The 17109-nt window shown below is 70.1% G+C and carries 16 protein-coding genes and 5 tRNA genes; 15 read left to right on the top strand and 6 right to left on the bottom strand.

What is annotated here, in order from left to right:
- Positions 1-54: 54 nt before the first annotated feature.
- From ACFY1H_RS32350 to ACFY1H_RS32330, 5 genes are all read left to right on the top strand, one after another.
- Positions 55-127: transfer RNA gene (locus tag ACFY1H_RS32350), tRNA-Gly, on the top strand.
- A 14-nt stretch (positions 128-141) separates the two neighbouring features.
- A tRNA-Thr gene (locus tag ACFY1H_RS32345) sits at positions 142-213 on the top strand.
- A gap of 70 nt (positions 214-283) precedes the next feature.
- Positions 284-355 (top strand) — tRNA-Lys (locus ACFY1H_RS32340).
- A gap of 35 nt (positions 356-390) precedes the next feature.
- Positions 391-464 (top strand) — tRNA-Lys (locus tag ACFY1H_RS32335).
- Between the two features lie 5 nt (positions 465-469).
- A tRNA-Asn gene (locus tag ACFY1H_RS32330) sits at positions 470-542 on the top strand.
- A gap of 246 nt (positions 543-788) precedes the next feature.
- Here ACFY1H_RS32330 and ACFY1H_RS32325 read toward each other — a convergent pair.
- On the bottom strand, positions 789-1679 hold the full coding sequence (locus tag ACFY1H_RS32325; RefSeq protein ID WP_386952729.1) for a GNAT family N-acetyltransferase: 891 nt from the start codon (positions 1677-1679) through the stop codon (positions 789-791).
- Positions 1680-1892: 213 nt separating this feature from the next.
- Here ACFY1H_RS32325 and ACFY1H_RS32320 point away from each other — a divergent pair, with 213 nt between their 5' ends.
- The 5 genes from ACFY1H_RS32320 (at position 1893) to ACFY1H_RS32300 (ending at position 6549) form a co-directional block, all read left to right on the top strand.
- Positions 1893-2738, top strand: a complete 846-nt coding sequence (locus ACFY1H_RS32320) for an ABC transporter permease (protein WP_366582720.1) — start codon at positions 1893-1895, stop codon at positions 2736-2738.
- A 38-nt stretch (positions 2739-2776) separates the two neighbouring features.
- Entirely contained in the window at positions 2777-3757 is a 981-nt protein-coding gene (locus tag ACFY1H_RS32315) for an ABC transporter substrate-binding protein (RefSeq protein WP_366582719.1), read from the top strand.
- A gap of 14 nt (positions 3758-3771) precedes the next feature.
- Positions 3772-4584 carry an ABC transporter ATP-binding protein gene (locus tag ACFY1H_RS32310; protein ID WP_366582718.1) on the top strand — a complete coding sequence of 271 codons (813 nt, stop codon included), beginning with the start codon at positions 3772-3774 and terminating at the stop codon, positions 4582-4584.
- The gene (locus ACFY1H_RS32305) at positions 4581-5633 is read left to right on the top strand and encodes an amidohydrolase family protein (protein ID WP_386952727.1); all 1053 of its coding nucleotides are present in this window, start codon (positions 4581-4583) and stop codon (positions 5631-5633) included. Before ACFY1H_RS32310 ends, ACFY1H_RS32305 begins: the two co-directional genes overlap by 4 nt.
- Positions 5634-5778: 145 nt before the next feature.
- Complete coding sequence (locus ACFY1H_RS32300; RefSeq protein ID WP_366582716.1) at positions 5779-6549, top strand: GntR family transcriptional regulator; 771 nt, start codon at positions 5779-5781, stop codon at positions 6547-6549.
- Between the two features lie 42 nt (positions 6550-6591).
- Here ACFY1H_RS32300 and catA read toward each other — a convergent pair whose 3' ends face one another.
- The 5 genes from catA to ACFY1H_RS32275 all read right to left on the bottom strand — a co-directional run bounded on the left by catA (position 6592) and on the right by ACFY1H_RS32275 (position 11492).
- The gene (gene catA / locus ACFY1H_RS32295; protein WP_366582715.1) at positions 6592-7446 is read right to left on the bottom strand and encodes a catechol 1,2-dioxygenase; all 855 of its coding nucleotides are present in this window, start codon (positions 7444-7446) and stop codon (positions 6592-6594) included.
- 80 nt (positions 7447-7526) lie between these two features.
- Complete coding sequence (locus ACFY1H_RS32290; protein ID WP_366582714.1) at positions 7527-8696, bottom strand: MFS transporter; 1170 nt, start codon at positions 8694-8696, stop codon at positions 7527-7529.
- A gap of 85 nt (positions 8697-8781) precedes the next feature.
- Positions 8782-9171 (bottom strand): RidA family protein, encoded by a 390-nt coding sequence (locus ACFY1H_RS32285; RefSeq protein ID WP_366582713.1) that lies wholly within the window; start codon positions 9169-9171, stop codon positions 8782-8784.
- 46 nt (positions 9172-9217) lie between these two features.
- Complete coding sequence (locus ACFY1H_RS32280) at positions 9218-10420, bottom strand: acyl-CoA dehydrogenase family protein (RefSeq protein WP_386952721.1); 1203 nt, start codon at positions 10418-10420, stop codon at positions 9218-9220.
- A 268-nt stretch (positions 10421-10688) separates the two neighbouring features.
- The gene (locus tag ACFY1H_RS32275) at positions 10689-11492 is read right to left on the bottom strand and encodes a FadR/GntR family transcriptional regulator (RefSeq protein ID WP_366582711.1); all 804 of its coding nucleotides are present in this window, start codon (positions 11490-11492) and stop codon (positions 10689-10691) included.
- 119 nt (positions 11493-11611) lie between these two features.
- Here ACFY1H_RS32275 and ACFY1H_RS32270 point away from each other — a divergent pair, with 119 nt between their 5' ends.
- The 5 genes from ACFY1H_RS32270 to ACFY1H_RS32250 all read left to right on the top strand — a co-directional run bounded on the left by ACFY1H_RS32270 (position 11612) and on the right by ACFY1H_RS32250 (position 17074).
- Positions 11612-12451, top strand: a complete 840-nt coding sequence (locus ACFY1H_RS32270) for a 1-deoxy-D-xylulose-5-phosphate synthase N-terminal domain-containing protein (protein WP_366582710.1) — start codon at positions 11612-11614, stop codon at positions 12449-12451.
- The gene (locus ACFY1H_RS32265; RefSeq protein ID WP_386952717.1) at positions 12444-13448 is read left to right on the top strand and encodes a transketolase family protein; all 1005 of its coding nucleotides are present in this window, start codon (positions 12444-12446) and stop codon (positions 13446-13448) included. Before ACFY1H_RS32270 ends, ACFY1H_RS32265 begins: the two co-directional genes overlap by 8 nt.
- 52 nt (positions 13449-13500) lie before the next feature.
- Entirely contained in the window at positions 13501-14850 is a 1350-nt protein-coding gene (locus ACFY1H_RS32260; protein WP_386952714.1) for a M24 family metallopeptidase, read from the top strand.
- 80 nt (positions 14851-14930) lie between these two features.
- On the top strand, positions 14931-16136 hold the full coding sequence (locus ACFY1H_RS32255) for an acyl-CoA dehydrogenase family protein (RefSeq protein WP_386952711.1): 1206 nt from the start codon (positions 14931-14933) through the stop codon (positions 16134-16136).
- Between the two features lie 14 nt (positions 16137-16150).
- Positions 16151-17074: an amidohydrolase family protein gene (locus ACFY1H_RS32250; protein ID WP_386952709.1), complete on the top strand. Its 924-nt coding sequence runs from the start codon at positions 16151-16153 to the stop codon at positions 17072-17074.
- Positions 17075-17109 lie beyond the last annotated feature (35 nt).

Here is a 17109-nt window from a genome sequence, read left to right as displayed (position 1 = left end):
TTGAAACTTTCACAACGGAGAGACACCTTTCACGCCGCTTGCCCGCGGCGTCGCGCGGTCGTGGTGAACTCGGCGGACACGTCGGTCTTCCAAACCGAAGCAGAGGGTTCGATGCCCTCCGGCCGCTCGCAGCAGCAGTTCGCCTCTTCAGCTCACCAGGCAGAGCACCCGTCTCGTAAACGGAAGGACCGGGTTCGAGTCCCGGAAGAGGCTCGTGACGACTCGCACGGCACCCGGTGCCGCGCAAGGGGATCAGCCTCGTAAGGGCTTACTCCCCGCTTCCGGATCGCTGGCTCAACGGCAGAGCAGCCGACTCTTACTCGGCGGGTTCGGGGTTCGACTCCCCGGCGATCCACTTCGCGCCGCGGGTCCGAGCGACCCGCGGTACGAGGGCCGCTAGCTCAACCGCGCAGAGCAGCCGACTTTTACTCGGCGGGTTCAGGGTTCGACTCCCTGGCGGCCCACCCTTTCCCCTGAGGCGCACCAGGCTGCGCACCCGACTGTTACTCGGGAGGTACCAGGTTCGAGTCCTGGCAGGGGAGCTCCCCGGGAGACGCGCCGGAGCGCAGACGATCCTTGCAAGATCGCCGCGGTGGGTTCGACCCCCACGTCTTCCACTCCGCACCACCTGCCCGGCCCCGCTCGGGAAGCCCGGATTCAACCCCCGGCAAGCAGGTCTCAACCAGCCGCACCCGGCTTTGCCGCTTTGTCGACGTTCGCCGGCCGCCGAAACCCGCCCCCGGGCCAGCACCGCGTTCGCCGTAACCGCCGGAAGTGTTGGGGCGCCCTCAGTCCTGCCGGAGGTCTCGTTCGAACCAGTGGTGGGCGTAGGACTCGTCGTTGAACGCGGCGACTTCGGCGAAGCCCGCGGTTTCGTAGAGGCGCCGTGCTTCGACGAGGGCCTTGTTCGTCTCCAGCCGCAGCGTGTGCGTGCCCCGGGAGGAGGCCTCCTGCGCCAGGGAGTCGAGCAGCCGGCGGCCCAGGCCGAGGCCCCGGACCGTCGGGGAGACCCACATGCGTTTGATCTCGGCGATCCCGGTGCCGGCGTGGAGCTTGAGGGCGCCGCAGCCCACCGGGGAGCCCTGCAGGGCCGCGACGAGCAGCAGGCCCGAGGGCAGGGTCATCTCGTCGTCACTGGCCGAGATGCTCCGCGCCGGGTCGAAGCCCGCGTCGAAGCGGTCGCCGAGCTCGGTGAAGTAGGACCGCAGGCAGTAGCGGGCGTCGGGGCTACGCGGGTCGGTGATCTCGATGCGGACGAGCGAGGCCGTGACGAGGTGCTCGACGTCGGCCATGGCGCGCACCAGACGTTCGCGCTGCGCGACGGTCAGCGGAGCCAGCATCGACTCGGCCAGCTCGTCCGACGCGTGGTCGAGCAGCTCGCGCTCGGCCAGACCGGCGGCGGTGAGCTTGGCGGTGCGCACCCGCCCGTCGCGGTCGCCGGGATCCGTGGTCACCAGACCCTGCGACTCCAGCAGCCGCAGCTGACGGCTGACATACCCGGAGTCCAGCCCCAGCCGGGCGCGCAGCACCCGGATTTCCGACCCGTCCGGCCCGATCTCCCACAACAGCCGCGACAGCCCGAGCGAGCGCTCCCGCGACAAGTACGCGTCCTCCAGCGCACCCACCCGCTGCGTGACGACGCGGTTGAACCGCCGGACGGCCCCGATCTGCTCCTCCATTCTCTGACCATAGTCAGAGAAATTCGAAGAGGGCAAGTCCGGGTTCGGCAAGGGAGGCCCCGTCAGGCCACCGAATGTCTACAGTGGATAATCGTCTCCGCCGGCACACGACCGAACAAAAGCAAGCCCTGGTCCCACCCCCTGAGAACCCTTGTGCCCGCCCGGACCGGCTCCTATGGTCCGTCAGACGTCTGACGTCTGAGGAGGCAGCGGATGGTGGCGAACCGTGTCGGCGGCTCGGCCGGCCGAACCGAGCGTGACGGACCAGCGGACTCCCAGGACGACCGCGACCGGCGGGCCGACCGGCGCCACCGGTGGGTGGTCCGCGGCGGGCAGTGGGGCGTCGGCGTGCTGATCGTCGTGCTGTGGCAGCTGGCCGGGCAGGTGTTCGGGGCGTTCACGGTGAGCAGTCCGTGGCTGATCGTCCAGCGCATCGTCGAGCTGGTCACCGGGGGCACGCTCTGGCCGGACCTGGGGACCACGCTGGCGGAGACGTTCGCCGGGCTGGCGATCGGCATGGTGATCGGCGTGGCGCTGGGCGTGCTGATCGCGCCGTCGAAAACCGTCGGACGCTGGTTCTACCCGTACATCATGGCGCTCTACAGCCTGCCGCGTGTGGCGCTCGCGCCACTGTTCATCGTGTGGTTCGGGATCGGCCTGGAATCCAAGATCTTCATGGTCGTGACCATGGTCGTGTTCGTCGCCTTCTACAACACCTACCAGGGCATGCGCGGCATCGAGCCCGACCTGATCGAGATGACGCGCAGCTTCCGCGCGCCGTGGACGGCCCGGCTGCGCTGGGCCATCCTGCCCTCGATCGCGCCCTGGATCCTGACCAGCCTGCGGCTGTCGATCGCGCTGGCGCTGATCGGCGCGGTGATCGCCGAGCTCGTCGGCGCGAGCCAGGGCCTGGGCTACTACATGGGTTACGCCGCCAACGTGCTCGACACCACCGGAGTCTTCGCGGGCCTGGTGATCATCACGGTGATCGCCATGCTCGCCGAACAGCTCGTCGCGCTCGTCGAGCGACGGGTCCTGCGTCACCGCGCCACCCGCTGAGGTCCCCTCCGAAAACGTCACAGATGAGGACACCACCGATGACCAAGCTCTCCCGCATCACGGCCACCGTGGCCGCGCTCGCCCTGGCCGCGACCGCCACCGCGTGCGGCAGCTCGTCGGCCGGCAGTGGCGGCGACACCAAGACGATCCGGGTCGAGCTGTTCTGCAGCGGCCTGGCGCCCATCGCCGCCGAGCTCGCGCAGAACAGCGGGATCGCGGCGCAGAAGGGCATCACGATCAAGCCCATGTGCGTCACCAGCGGTTCCACCGCCACCAACGCCCTCATCGGCGGCAGCGCCGACGTGTTCATGGGCGACATCGGCCACGTGGTGCTGGCGCAGAAGAAGGGCGTGAAGATGCGCGCCTACGGCGTGGCCAACGACCGCTTCTCCTACCTCATGGTCGCCCGCAACGACATCGCCTCGGTCAAGGACCTCGCCGGCAAGAAGGTGGCCGTCACCGCGCCGGGCACGTTGTCGGACACCGAGATGCAGAAGGCGGCACTGGACGCGGGGCTGAACCCGAAGAAGGACCTGACCGTCGTCAGCGGCGGGGCGGGCGCGACGATGCAGGCCGAGCTCAACGGCGGCCAGGTCGTGGCCGGGATGACGAGCCAGCCCGACACGCTGCAGCTGCTGCGGACCGGGAAGTTCAAGGTTCTGTGGCAGGAACCGGACTACCACTACGTCGACATCGTCGCGATGGCCGACCAGGACTGGGTTTCCGGGCACCAGGACCTCATGAAGACCTTCCTCGCCGCGATGGACGAGGCGTCCACCCAGGCCAAGGCCAACCCGGACCAGGCCACGACGTGGATGAAGAAGCAGGGCTACAAGATCAGCGACGCCGACCTCAAGACCATCGTCACCGAGGCCATCAAGAGCGTGCCCGACGGCCTCAAGGCCCAGGACGCGGTCGTGAAGTCCTCGACGGACTTGTTGGTGCGCACCGGCTTCCTCACCGACCCGGTTCCGTCCACTCAGGACATCTTCGACTACAGCCTGTTGCCCGCGAAGTAGCCGGGAGGACCACGATGACCGAAACGCTGACGTCCTCAGTCGAGTCCACCGCGGCCACGCCGAAGCTCAGCCTGCGCGGGGTCGGGCTCGGCTACCGCACCCCCAAGGGCCGGTTCGTCGCGCTCGAGGACGTGACCCTCGACCTCGCGCCCGGCGAGTTCGTGGCGCTCGTCGGGCCCAGCGGCTGCGGGAAGTCCACGCTGCTCAAGCTGATCGCGGGCCTGCTGCCCACGACCACCGGCGAGATCCGGCTCGACGGCGCGCCGGTGCCCGAAGGCGTGCCGGAAGGCGTGGGGCTGGTTTTCCAGTCCGACGCGCTGTTCCCGTGGCGCACGGTCGCGGACAACATCCGCTTTCCCTTGGCGATCAAGGGAGTCCCGGCCGAAGAGCAACGCGCCGAGGTGCGCCGGCTGGTCGAGCTGGTCGGGCTCACGTCGTTCGAGCAGAGCTACCCCAACCAGCTCTCCGGCGGCATGCGCAAGCGCGTCGGCATCGCCCGCGCGCTGGCGTACGACCCGGACGTCTACCTGATGGACGAACCGTTCGGGCCGCTGGACGCGCAGATGCGGATCCGCCTCGGCGGCGAGTTCCTCTCCATCTGGGAGAACCTCGGCAAGAGCGTGGTCTTCGTGACCCACGACGTCGAGGAGGCCGTGGCGATGGCCGACCGCGTGCTCGTGATGAGCCGCGGTCCCGGCACGATCAAGGAGGAGTTCCGCATCTCCCTGGACCGGCCGCGGCACTTCCAGGAAGTCCGGTTCGAACCCGAGTTCCAGCGCCTGCAGCGGGCGATCTGGCGAAGCCTGGCCGAGGAGTTCGACGAGTGATCATCGACTGCCACAACCACGTACTGGCCACCGCCCTGCCGCCCGGCCACGACCGGTTCGTGCGCGAGATGCGCGCGCCCGGGCACCGGCGGGCGGGCCGGCTGCCCGCGTACCGGCCTGCCACGGACGAGGACTGGGCCGGGCTGGAGGGCGACCTGGACCCCATCGACCCGGGCACGCTCGTCGACGACCACGTGAGCGCGGGGGTGGACCGCGCGACCGTGCTGGCCGTCGCGCCCTCGACCTACACCACCTACGGGGAACGCGGCACCATCGACCTCGGCCGCGTGACCGATGTGGACGGTCCGCTGGAAGTGGCCAAGAGCAACGACTACATCGCCTCGCTCACCCGGCGCCACCCCGAGCTGATCGGCATGAGCGCCGTGAACCCGAAGTTCCGCGGGGTCGAGTGGGCCCGCGACGAGCTGACCCGCGCCGTCGGCGAGCTGGGCCTGCAAGGGCTGAAGCTCTACCCCATGTACGACCACTACGCGCCCGCCGACCGCGACCTCGCCTTCCCGATCTACGAGCGCGCGGTCGAGCTCGGCATCGGCGTGATGGTCCACATGGGAACGTCTTCGGCCAAGGACACCGTGCTGGACTACGGCCGGCCCGGCGCGCTCGACGAGGTCGCCCGCCACTTCCCCGACCTGCCGCTGCTGGTGTGCCACGCCGGGTTCCCGTGGGTCGACGAGTGCCTGGCCATGGTGGCCCGCCACGACAACACCTACCTCGACATCAGCATGTTCGCCACGAAGTCCACGCAGCGCCAGCTCTACGAATTCCTCCTGCGCGCGCAGCAGCTGGGCTGCCCGCTGTCGCGGATCTGCTGGGGCACCGACTACCCCGGCGGCGGCAAACCGGCCGTCCTGCTGCCGAAGCTCACGCTCGTCAACGACGTCGCCGACCCCGGCGCGCCGATCTCGCGCCTGGACGTGGCGAACATGGTGGGCGGGAACTGGGCGCGCTTCGCCGGGCTGACCGACTGGAGCGAGCAGGAGACGCTGGAGCAGCTGGAGGAGTGGGAACCTCGGTGGCGCGCGTCGTGACAGCTCGTGATCACCCGTCTGCCTGGCCCAGGGTGGGTTCAGGACGCGGCGTGAGGTCATTACGCTCGGAGGGTGCCGATCGACTGTGCGTGTCGGCAGCGTTGCCGTACGACGGGCCGTGAGGCCGCCCCGGGGAGGACAACCGATGGTCATGCGTGAGCCGGAGCTGACACCCGTCTCCATCCAGACGGTCGCCGCGGACTCCTACCGGCAGGCCAAGGAGCGGATGCGCGAGGCGATCACGCGCTACGCCGCCGAGGGCCGCTACCGCCTGCCGTCGGAGGAGGAGCTGAGCACCGCGCTCGGCGTCAGCCGCGCGACGCTGCGCTCGGTGCTGCAGTCGCTGCAGAAGGAAGGCCGCATCCGGCGCCTGCACGGCAGCGGCACCTTCATCAACCGCCACACGATCGGCCTCGCCGCCAACCTCGCCGAGGCCAGCCCGTTCGTCGACCTGCTCACCCAGGCCGGCTACCGCCCCGCCGTCCGCACGCTCGACCAGCACCTCATCGCCCTCGACGAGGAGCTCGCCACGTCCCTCGAGCTCCCCGCCGGCGAGCGCGCGCTCCGGATCGAACGCGTCTTCGACGCCGACGGGAAGCCCGCGGTCCACAGCGTCGACCACGTCCCCGCCACCTTGCTCGGCGAACACCCGGAGGACAGCGACCCGCGGCGCTCCACCTTCGAGTTCGTCGAAACCGACACCGGCACACCGGTCTGCTACTCCGTCGCCGAGATCCGCCCCGTCCTGCCACCCGCCGCGATCGCCACGGCGCTGGGCCTCCCCCGCACGCGTCCCGTGCTGCGCCTGCGCCACACCCACATCCGTGCCGACGAGCTCCCGGTGGCCGTGACGGTGGTGCACGTGAATGACGATTACCTGCGGTTCTCTGTGATCAGGACGTATCTGGACCAGTGAGCCGAGCGCGCAGCCGCCTTCGGCCGAGCAAGGTGAGGGGGCTCAGGCCGGGTCGAGCACGAAGTCGTACCGGACCTGCTCGCCGCGGCCGTCGTCGGTCGCGGTCGGTGCGAGGATCAGCTCGTCCTTGACCGCCATGGCGATGTCGTCTTCGACGTGGTCACTGCCCTCGAAGTACAGCTGGGTGGTGATCGTGTGGTAGCCCTCGGCCGACACCCGGATGTGCAGGTGCTCGGGACGCCAGGCGTGCCATCCCGCCGCGGCGAGCAGGATGCCCGTGGCGCCGTCGATCGGGATCTCGTAGGGCGACGGGTGAACCGTGTCGATGGCGAAGTTGCCCTCGGCGTCGGTGGTGAAGCGGGCCCGCAGGTTCCATTCGGGGATACCGGGCGCGAAGTGCGAGTACAGGCCGTCGGCGTCGGCCTGCCAGAAGTCCACCACGGCGCCCTGGACCGGTTCCCCGGCCACGGTGCGGACCTGACCGAAGAAGTGCAGCGGCGTGCCGGGCTCGCCCTCGCGCATCGGCGGGGTGCCGGCCGAACCGAGTTCGGGCGCGTTTTCGACGTAGTACGGGCCCTCGATGCTGCCGACGGAGCCCTCCCGGTCCTCGGTCGCGATCTTCTCCACCTCGTGTTCGATGAACACGTCGAGGAACAGCGGCCATTCGCCGTCCTCGCCGAGCTTGATCAGCCACGCCTTGACCGCGTGGTACTCGGCGTAGGTGAGCTGGTACTTCCGGATCACCGCGCGCAGGGCCTCCAGCGCTTCGGTCGCCATGGCGTCCACCCGGGCCGTGTCGGCGGGCGTGGCCGAACCGCGGGCGCGGTCTCGCTGCTGGAACTGTTCCGTCGCCGACGAACCGGAGTCGGCGGCGGTGGGCGTGACGACGTCAGTCATCGCATTTCCTCTCTTCGGGGGCGGGCGTCGGCCTTGACGCCCGTTGCGGGTGCCGGTCCCGGCATCGGGACCGGGTGGGCCTAGGCGGGAACCGGGCTGCGTTTCTCGACCAGCACCGAGATCGTGGCGACGCCGAGCCCGAGGAGCGCGAGGCCGGCGGCGACGACGTTGGGAGCGGTCAGTCCGAAGCCCAGGCTGATCGCCAGGCCGCCGAGCCAGGCGCCCAGGGCGTTGGCCAGGTTGAACCCGGCGTGCATCGAGCCGGCGGCCAGGTGCGGAGCGCCGGCCGCGCCGTCGATGATGCGCAGCTGGGCCGAGGGAACCAGGGAGAACGTGGTGACGGCGAAGAGAAAAAGCACGATCGCGGCGCTGACCGGGTGGTGCATCGCCGGCACCAGAGCCAGCGCGATCACGATGTCGGCGACCAAGGCGCCCCGGATCGTCCGCATCGGGTTGAGGTCGGCCAGGCGCGCGCCGATCGCGTTGCCGGCCGTCATCCCGACGCCGAACATCGCGAGCAAAAGCGTGACCGCGGCGGCGGGATAACCCGCGACGTCGGTGAGCATCGGGGCGATGTAGCTGTAGCTGGCGAAGAGCGTCGCCCCGCCGAGGACGACGATGAGCAGGGTCAGCCAGACCGGGCGCCGTGCGAGAGCACGGAATTCGTCGGCCAGCCGGGGCCGGCCGCCCTCGGGACGAAGATCCGGGACCACGAACCGGATCGCGAACGCCGAGGCCAGGCTGATCACGCCGACCACCGCGAGCGTCCACCGCCAGCCGAGCAGCTGCCCGAGCAGGGTGGAGAGGGGGACGCCGAAGATGTTGGCCACCGTCAGGCCGGCGAACATCGTGGCCATCGCCCGGGCCCTCCGGTCCGGCTGCGCGAGCGAGCCGGCGACGATGGCCGCGATGCCGAAGTAGGCCCCGTGCGGCAGCCCGGACAGGAATCTCCCCAGCAGCACGAGCGGGTAACCCGGCACGATCGCGGTGAACAGGTACGCGGCGCCGTAGAGCGCGATCATGACGATGAGGGCCCGCCGCCGGGGCAGCCGGGTCGCGGCGGCGATGAGCAGCGGCGCCCCGACGACGACGCCGATCGCGTACGCCGAGACGAGGTGGCCGGCTTCGGGGATCGACACCCGCAGATCGTCGGCGACCTGCGGAAGCAGACCCAGAATGCTGAACTCGCCCGTACCGAGGGAAAACGCCCCCAGTGCCAGCACGAGCAGCGCGACGCGCACCGAGCGCACGTTTTCCCCTTTCCCATCACGAATCTCGGACCACGGTGTCGTGGACCGGCGACGCGGGCGGATTCGCCTTCCGCCCGAACGCTACTCAGCCGGCGGCGATGGCGTCGATCTCGATGCTGATCCGGTCGTCGAAAAGCCGGGCGACACCGATGAACGTGCTCGCGGGGACGTGGCCGGGATCGACCCACCGGTCCCGGACTTCCCGGAACGTGCGCAGCTTGTCCGCGTCGAGATCGGTCACGTACACGTTGATCCGCACGAGATCGTCGAACGTGACACCGGCGGCCGTCAAAGCGCGGTCCAGCTCCTTCAGGACCAGCTCGACGCCTTCCTCGAAGCTCTCGGGAGCCCCGCCGCCTTCGGGGAACCCGACCGCCCCCGAGATGAAGACCAGATCACCGGCCGCCACCCGGACGCTGTCGGAGATTCCCGGGATCTTCGGCGCTTTGACCCTGGTGATGCGTTCTTCGGACATCGGTCCGCCTTTCCGTGATCGATCTTTGCGTCTTCCCGTGCCGGTCTCAAATGACCGGAAGCACGACCCTGGCTTCCTTTTCGAGGCCGAGCAGGATTTTTCCGTAAGCGTCGAGCCCGGTCGCCGGCAAAGTGTGCGCGTGGCTCGCCGCCGTGGTCTGGTCGCGCCAGAATCGCTGCACCAGGCTCGACTCGGCGAACCCGCTCGATCCGTGCGCGAGAACGAGTGCCCCGACCGCCTCGGTGACGCATTCCACCGCGTAGCCGATCTTTCCCCGGACCCCGACGCGCTCGGGGAATCCCGGATATTCGCCGGCCTCGGCCCAGGAATAGAGCTGCTGCCCGATTTCCCTCGCCACGAGCTCGGCGGTGTCCAGCAGCAGAGCCGCGCGAGCCGTCGTCAGCTGGAAACCCACCGAGTCCGCCTGACGCGTGTACCCGGAATAAGCGATTCCCCGCGTCGACGCTTTCCCGACCACCGTGTCCAGGACAGCTCGCCCCATTCCCAGGTGCGGGCCGACCAGCTGCAACGCCAGGGCCGGCACGAACGCGGGTTTGTAGGACGCCTCGGGGTTCACCCCGGATCCCGGGTACTTTCCTTCGACCGCCTCGGCGAGCGGGAACACCCGGTGGTCGGGGACGAAGACGTCGGTCGCGACCTGGGTGTCGCTGCCCGTCCCCTTCATCCCGGCGACGAACCACGTGTCTTCGATCCGCAGATCGGCGGCCGGGATGAGGCCCATGGCCGCGCCGACCGTCTCACCCCGGTCGTCGACGAGCGGCATGCCCAGCAGCGACCAGTCCGCGTGGTGCGAACCGGTTCCGTAGCTCCAGCGCCCGGTCACCCGGTATCCCCCGTCGACCTTTTCCGCGGTCGAGGTGGGCGGCAGCACCAGTGAGATGACGGCGTCCGGGTTGTCCGCCCACACGTCTTGCTGCGCCTGCAGCGGCAGCAGGCCGACCACCCAGGATCCCGAGTTCACGACCCCGTAGATCCACGCAGCGGCGCCGTCGCCGTACCCGATCTGCCGCGACACCGCGGTCGACTCGACCGAGTTGGCGGCGTATCCGCCGAAGCGGGTCGGCACGGAAACGCGAAACGCCCCGGCTTCGCGCAGGCCGTCGACGACGCGCTGCGTGAGCTGCCTGCCCGCTTCCGCCTTGGCGCCGTCCTCCCGAAGGATCGGTTGCAGCGCCTCGATGTTGCGGACAACGGTGTCGATCTCAGGGGAAAGCCGGGACTCGCTCATGGGTCGATGCCCTCTCGGGAAAACAGGCGGGGAACCGCTCGACAGATGTGGCTAAGTGGCATAGCCACATTGACTTTAAGAGTGCGCCCACAACCCAGTCAAGGAGCCTGTCCGCCCCACCCGGACACCCCGGCCGCTCCCGGCGAGCGCGCGCCGATCGGCAACCCGGGGCCGGCCGAAAGTCAGCGGTGAAGCCAAAGTGCGCGCCGCCTGCACGCAAGGTCAGCGCGAAGCCGCCAGTCTCGCCCGTCGCCGCACGTGACCGGGATCAGCGCTTCAGGCTCGACTCGATCGCCTCGTTGAGGTGCTCGGCCATCCGCTGGTGGTGGGCGGCAACTGCCTTTCGCGCCGCTTCCGGATCACGGTCGAGCACCGCGCGCGCGATCGGCTCGTGCAGCGCCCGCTGCTCCTCGGCGCCGGTGGTCTCGAGCCACGACGGCGCGGACTCGGTGTCCACCCACTGCTGGAACTCGAAGGAAAGAACGGCCGTGTGCACGCTCTCGTACATCGCCGCGAGGTAGGGGTTGCCGGAGCTGCGGACCACCGTCGCGTGGAAGACCGTGTCGGCCGCGATCCACTCCGACATGGTGCCCGCAGACGACGTCAGCCGTGTCAGGGCCGAGAGCACCTCGGCGCGTTCCTCGGGATCGGGCGCGGTCGTCCGCCGCGCCGCCTCCTCGACACCGAGCGTCTCCAGCCAGAGGCGCAGCTGCATCAGGTCGCCGACCGAGCGGCGGTCCAGGTCGAGCATCAGGTTGACCGAGGCGGTCACCATCGACTCCGGACGGCGCACGACGTAGGCCCCGGAGCCTCGCCGGATCTCGACCAGCCCCATCAGCGACAGGCTCCGCAGGGCCTGGCTCACCGTCGGCCGGCTCGCGGCGAAGCGCTCGGCGAGCTCGCGTTCCGAGGGCAGCCGGGCCCCCTCCTCCACGTCCTCGCTGATGATCAACGCGCGAATCCGAGCGGCGACTTCGTCGGCAAGGCGGGTGGTCGGCAGCGGCGTGATGCCCTCCAGCGGCACCGGCGACGCGCGCCGCCGGTACGGGCGCTTCGGCGAAGGCTCGCTCACTTTTCTCCTCCCTGCGGGCCGGGACCCACGAGTCCTGCGGCTGTTGACAGTACCGCTCAATGACCCTCAGTATGTGGCATAGCCAATTGGCCACTTTTCCACTTCGCACGGGAGCCGTGATGCCAGCACCGCTGCACTTCTCAAGCCCCGGGGCGGCGTGGTCGGTGCGCGACCCGGCCGAACTCGCGCTGCGGATCCGCCTCCAGGCCGTCCGGATGGTGGCTCCGCAGGGGTTCGGCTATCTGGGGCAGGCCTTGTCCGCCGCGGAACAGGTCGCCGCGGTGTTCGCCGCCGCCCGCCCCGGCCGCGACCGGCTCGTCTGTTCCCCGGGCCACTACGTCATCGCGCCCTTCGCGGCGGCGACCGCGCTGGGGCTGCTGACCGAAGAGGCGGCGGCGACGTACGGGCGCAACGGCTCGGCGATCGAGGCCATCGGCACCGAGCGCTCACCGGTGGTGGACTACACCTGCGGCTCACTGGGACAGGGCCTGTCGGCGGCGGCCGGGTTCGCGTTGTCCGACCGGCTCCGCGGCGCCGACCGGCGGACCTACGCACTGGTCAGCGACGGCGAGCTGGAAGAGGGACAGCTCTGGGAAGCCGCGATCTTCGCCGCACACCACCGGCTCGCGTCGCTCACCGTCCTGCTCGACGCGAACAACTCGCAAGTCGACGGCCCCGTCGACACCATCACGACGCTCGAGCCGATCGCCGGCAAGTGGACGGCTTTCGGCTGGCACGCCGTGGATCTCGACGGCCACGACGTCGAGGCCGTGCTGGCCGCCCTGCGCGCGGCCGAGGCCGACGACCGCCCGAGCGTGCTGGTCTGCCGCACCTCCACCGGGCACGGCCTCGACTGCCTTCCCGACGACGCGGACGGCCATTTCATCAAGCTCCCGCCCGAGCTGGCCGAGGCCGCCGAGGCGGAGCTCACCGCGAAGCTGGAGGCCCACAGTGCGTAAGCCGCCCTACCCGATCGAGCTCAAGCCCTACGGCCGCGCGCTGCTGGCCCTCGCCCGCCGCCGCGAGGAAATCCTATGCCTCAGCGGAGATCTCACGCGGCAGACCGAGATCGACCTGTTCCGGGCCGAGCTGCCCCGGCGGTTCATCCACGCCGGCATGGCGGAGGCGAACATGATGGGACTCGCCGGCGCCCTCGCCCGCGAAGGACACCTCCCGTTCGTGCACACCTTCGGCGTGTTCGCCACGCGCCGGCCCTACGACCAGATCGCCAACGCGATCGCCTACCCGAACCTCCCGGTGCGGATCATCGGGTTCATGCCCGGGGTGTCCACTCCCGGTGGCCCGAGCCACCAGGCCATCGACGACGTCGCCCTCATGCGGGCGCTGCCGAACATGACCGTCCTCGACGTGGCCGACGCCGTCGAGGTCGCTCAGGTCGCCGAGGCCATTGTGGACCTTCCCGGCCCGGTCTACGTCCGGCTCAAACGCGGTGAGGTCCCGGTCGTCTTCGACGACGACCACGTCCTCGACACCACGCGGGCCGCCGTCCTCGCCGAAGGCAGCGACCTCGCCCTGATCGCCGGCGGCATGATGCTCGCGGCCGTTCTCGGTGCCGCACAAGCCCTCGGCGACGCCGGCGTCTCCGTCTCGGTGGTGAACGTCCCGGTGATCAAGCCGCTCGACACCGCCACGATCCTGGGTGCCGTCGCCGGCGCGAAGGGGGTCGTCACCGCCGAGAACCACTCGATCATCGGCGGGCTCGGCTCCGCCGTCGCCGAGGCGATCGCCGAAGCCGGCCTCGGCGGGCCGCTGCGCCGGGTCGGCATCCTCGACACGTTCGCGGAGGGTTCGCTCACGGCCCCCTACCTGTTCGACAAGTACGGCCTGTCGACCCAGCACGTCATCGACGCCGCCTGGTCGGTGCTCGCCCGGCCCGGCCCGGCTCCACGGGCGCCCGTCACCGAGGCCGAGACCGGCGAGTACTCGCCCGTCTGACCCACCGCCCGGCCCGAACCACCGCAGCACACCGCACGGAGGTACCTTTCCCATGCCCACCAACGATTCTTCGCCGTCGCCGGCCACGGGATCGCCCGCGTTCTACCACGCGAGCGAAGGCCCGACGCCGATCGGCTCGCCCGGTGCGACCGGCACCGTCGACTGGGAACGCCGCGTGGATCCCGACCGCCTGCGCCACGCCCGCCTGGCGCGCGCCCGGGCCGAGCTGGAGAAGTCGTCGCTCGGCGCGCTGATCCTGTTCGACATGAACAACATCAGGTACGTCACCGGGACCCACATCGGCAACTGGGCGCGGGACAAGTACTTCCGCTGCGTGCTGCTGATGCGCGGGCAGGACCCGATCCTGTGGGACATCGGCTCGGCCGCGAAAACCCACCAGATGTTCGCGCCCTGGCTGCCCACGGGGAACTGGCGAGCGGGCGTCTCGACGTGGCGCGGCGCGGTGCCGACCGACGTGGGCATCGAAGCCGGCAACGCCAAGCGGCTGGCCGACCTCCTGCGCGAGCACGGTCTCGCGGACGAGCCGGTCGGCGTCGACGTCGTCGAGCTGCCGGTGCTGCGCGCGCTGGAACGCGAAGGCCTGCACGTCGAGGACGGCCAGGCATTGTTGCTCGACGCCCGCGCGATCAAGTCGGCCGACGAGATCGCCCTGCTCGACCACGCGGCCGCGCTGGTCGACGGCGCCTACGAGGAGCTCTACCGCACCCTGCGGGCCGGGATCCGCGAGAACGACTGCGTCGCGCTGGTCAGCCGGTACCTCTACGAGAACGGCTCCGAGGAGGTCGAGGCCGTCAACTCGATCTCCGGTGAGCGCTGCAGCCCGCACCCGCACGTGTTCTCCGACCGCCTGATCCGGCCCGGCGACACCGCGTACTTCGACATCATCCACAGCTTCAACGGCTACCGCACCTGCTACTACCGCACGATGAACGTGGGCAGCGCGACCGCGGCGCAGCGAGCCGCCTACGCCCGTGCCCGCGAGTACATGGACAACGCGATCGCCGAGGTGCGGCCGGGCGCCAGCTCCGCCGACATCGTCCGGCACTTCCCCGCCGCCCAGGAATTCGGCTTCGCCACGGAGGAAGAAGCGTTCGGCCTGCAGTACTGCCACGGGATCGGGCTCGGGCTGTGGGAACGGCCGCTGATGAGCCGCTACCACTCCTTCGAGCACCCGATCGAGCTCGTGGAGGGCATGACCTTCGCGATCGAGACGTACTGGCCGACCCCGGACGGCTCCGCGGCCGCGCGGATCGAAGAGGAGCTCGTGGTCACGGCCGACGGCTGCCGGCTCCTGACCCGCTTCCCCGCCGACCAGCTCTACGTCGCGGGCACCCGTTACTGGACCGGCGTCGAGCTGCCGGCGGCCGGCGGCACGCACTGAACCAACCCGCCCTCCGGGGCGGTCGGCACCCCTCCACTGGACCAGCGGCGCCATCGAACAGTTCGAGCAGGGAGACATCAATGACGACGTCAGGCCCCACCGTCTCGGCGAAGCAGGACACACCGAGCCGGGAAGAATTGATCACCCGCGCGGACGACCTCCGGTCGCTGCTGTGGGAAGCCGCACCCGAGGCCGACCGCACCCGGAGGGTGGCGGACAAGACGTTCCAGGCCATCCGCGACGCCGGGCTCACGCGCTTGCTCGTGCCCCGCCGGTTCGGCGGGTACGACTCGGGCATGCGCACCTTCCTCGAGGTGACGATCGCGCTGGGCCGCGGCTGTGGCTCTTCGGCGTGGGTCACCGGGGTGCTCAACACGGGCAACTGGCTGGCCGCGAGCTACTCCGACCAGGCGCAGTCCGACGTGTGGGGCGAGAACCCCGCCGCAACGACGGCCGGCGTGCTGGCGCCGACCGCCGAAGCGAAGGCCGTCGACGGCGGGATCGTGCTCACCGGCAAATGGGGGTACGCCTCCGGGTCGAACCACTGCGACTGGGTCAGCGTCTGCTACCCCGGCACCTCCCCCGACGACCCGGGTATGCAGCTCGCGCTCGTGCCCGTCCAGGACGTCACGCTGGAGGACACCTGGTTCGTCTCGGGGATGCGCGCGACGGGCAGCAACACGGTCGTCGCCCACGAGGTCTTCGTTCCCGCGCACCGGTTGCGCCCGTTGACGCCGTTGTTCACCGGCGCCAACGCGACCGGTGGTGCCGGCCTGAGCGGGCGCGCGAGCCTGGCCGGCCTGTTGTCGCTTTCGCTCGCCGGGGCTCAGCTCGGACAGGCCGAAGCCGCACTCGACTATGTCCTGGAGAAGGCACCCAAACGCTCGATCACGACCACGGTCTACGGCTCCCAGTCCGAATCCGTCGGTTTCCAGATCGACGTCGCCGAGGCTTCGAGCATGATCATCGCCGCGCGCGAGATCACCCGGCAGGCCGCGGACATCCTCGACGACTACGCGGCCAAGGCCGAGCTTCCCCCGGAGACGGTCCGGACGCAGCTGCGCGTGAACCTGGCTTGGGCGGCCCGGCAGGCGTTCCTGGCCGTCGACCTGCTCATGTCTGCGCACGGATCCTCGGCGTTCGCCGAGGTGAACCCGCTGCAGCGGATCTGGCGCGACGCCGGCATCGCCTCCCGGCACGCCGCCTTCTTCCGCCGGGTCACCCAGGAGCTGCACGGCAAAGCCCTGCTCGAGAAGAACCCGTCCGCGATCAGCTTCCTCGTCTGAAAGGACACCCGACTGTGATCGACATCCACGCGCACTGGTTTCCCCCGGCGCTCACGAAGGAGTTCACCCGCGTCGGCAATCTGAAGGTCTGGCCCGAACACCGGCCCGAGCTGGCCGGCCGCGCCGAGGAGCTCGCGGCCGACGGGGTGCGCCTGCAGGTGGTGGGGCTCGGCCACAACCAGCCGTACCACACCGACTCCGCTGTCTCCGTGCACTGCGCACGCTTCGCCAACGACCTCTACGCGACCATGGCGGCCGATTTCCCGGGCCGGTTCTCCGCGTTCGGCGCGGTCCCGTTGCCGCACCCGGAGCACGCGGTCGCGGAAGCCGTGCGCTGCCTGGACGAGCACCGCTTCGCCGGCATCGGCGTCGGCACCACCGCGCTCGGCCGTTCGCTGGACGACCCGGCCTTCGCGGAGCTGTGGGCCGAACTGGACCGCCGCCGCGCGGTCGTTTTCGTGCACCCCGTCGGCACCCCGGACACGTTCTCCACCGGGCTCGACGCGTTCATGATGGGACCGAAGTACGGCGGCCCCATGGAGGCCACGCTCGCGACGACCCGGCTGGTCGTGTCGGGTGTGACCCGCCGGTACCCGAACATCCGGTGGATCATCGCGACCATGGGCGGCTCGATCGGCTACCTCTGGCGGCGGTTCGAGGAAATCACCGAAACCCTCCACCAGGACGAATGGCTGGCGACGAATCCGCGTCAGGAGCTCAAGAAGCTCTACTACGACACGACCCTGACCGACGACCCCGCCGCGATCAAGCTCTTCGCCGACTCCTTCGGCGCCGACCGGCTCGTCCTCGGCACCGACGCGCCCCGCGTCCGAGCCGGCGACTGGGCCGACCGCATCAAGGCCGTCCCCGGCCTCGACGACCACCAGCTGCGCGCCGTCCTGAACGACACCGCGGCCTCCCTCGGCATCGGCGCTTAGCCGGCGGGAACCGGGCGCACCGGCTGTGGATGAAC

Origin of the sequence: Amycolatopsis sp. NPDC001319, assembly GCF_042896185.1 — a bacterium.
In the GTDB taxonomy this organism is placed as follows: domain Bacteria; phylum Actinomycetota; class Actinomycetes; order Mycobacteriales; family Pseudonocardiaceae; genus Amycolatopsis.
This window is presented reverse-complemented; position numbering and strand designations above follow the sequence as displayed.

What these genes read in the sequence shown, in the direction of transcription:
- ACFY1H_RS32300 (WP_366582716.1), top strand. Translation starts at nt 5,779, where the DNA reads ATGGTCATGCGTGAGCCGGAGCTGACACCCGTCTCCATCCAGACGGTC.
- ACFY1H_RS32285 (WP_366582713.1), bottom strand. Translation starts at nt 9,171, where the DNA reads ATGTCCGAAGAACGCATCACCAGGGTCAAAGCGCCGAAGATCCCGGGA.
- ACFY1H_RS32280 (WP_386952721.1), bottom strand. Translation starts at nt 10,420, where the DNA reads ATGAGCGAGTCCCGGCTTTCCCCTGAGATCGACACCGTTGTCCGCAAC.
- ACFY1H_RS32315 (WP_366582719.1), top strand. Translation starts at nt 2,777, where the DNA reads ATGACCAAGCTCTCCCGCATCACGGCCACCGTGGCCGCGCTCGCCCTG.
- ACFY1H_RS32320 (WP_366582720.1), top strand. Translation starts at nt 1,893, where the DNA reads ATGGTGGCGAACCGTGTCGGCGGCTCGGCCGGCCGAACCGAGCGTGAC.
- ACFY1H_RS32255 (WP_386952711.1), top strand. Translation starts at nt 14,931, where the DNA reads ATGACGACGTCAGGCCCCACCGTCTCGGCGAAGCAGGACACACCGAGC.
- ACFY1H_RS32310 (WP_366582718.1), top strand. Translation starts at nt 3,772, where the DNA reads ATGACCGAAACGCTGACGTCCTCAGTCGAGTCCACCGCGGCCACGCCG.
- ACFY1H_RS32260 (WP_386952714.1), top strand. Translation starts at nt 13,501, where the DNA reads ATGCCCACCAACGATTCTTCGCCGTCGCCGGCCACGGGATCGCCCGCG.
- catA (WP_366582715.1), bottom strand. Translation starts at nt 7,446, where the DNA reads ATGACTGACGTCGTCACGCCCACCGCCGCCGACTCCGGTTCGTCGGCG.
- ACFY1H_RS32270 (WP_366582710.1), top strand. Translation starts at nt 11,612, where the DNA reads ATGCCAGCACCGCTGCACTTCTCAAGCCCCGGGGCGGCGTGGTCGGTG.
- ACFY1H_RS32325 (WP_386952729.1), bottom strand. Translation starts at nt 1,679, where the DNA reads ATGGAGGAGCAGATCGGGGCCGTCCGGCGGTTCAACCGCGTCGTCACG.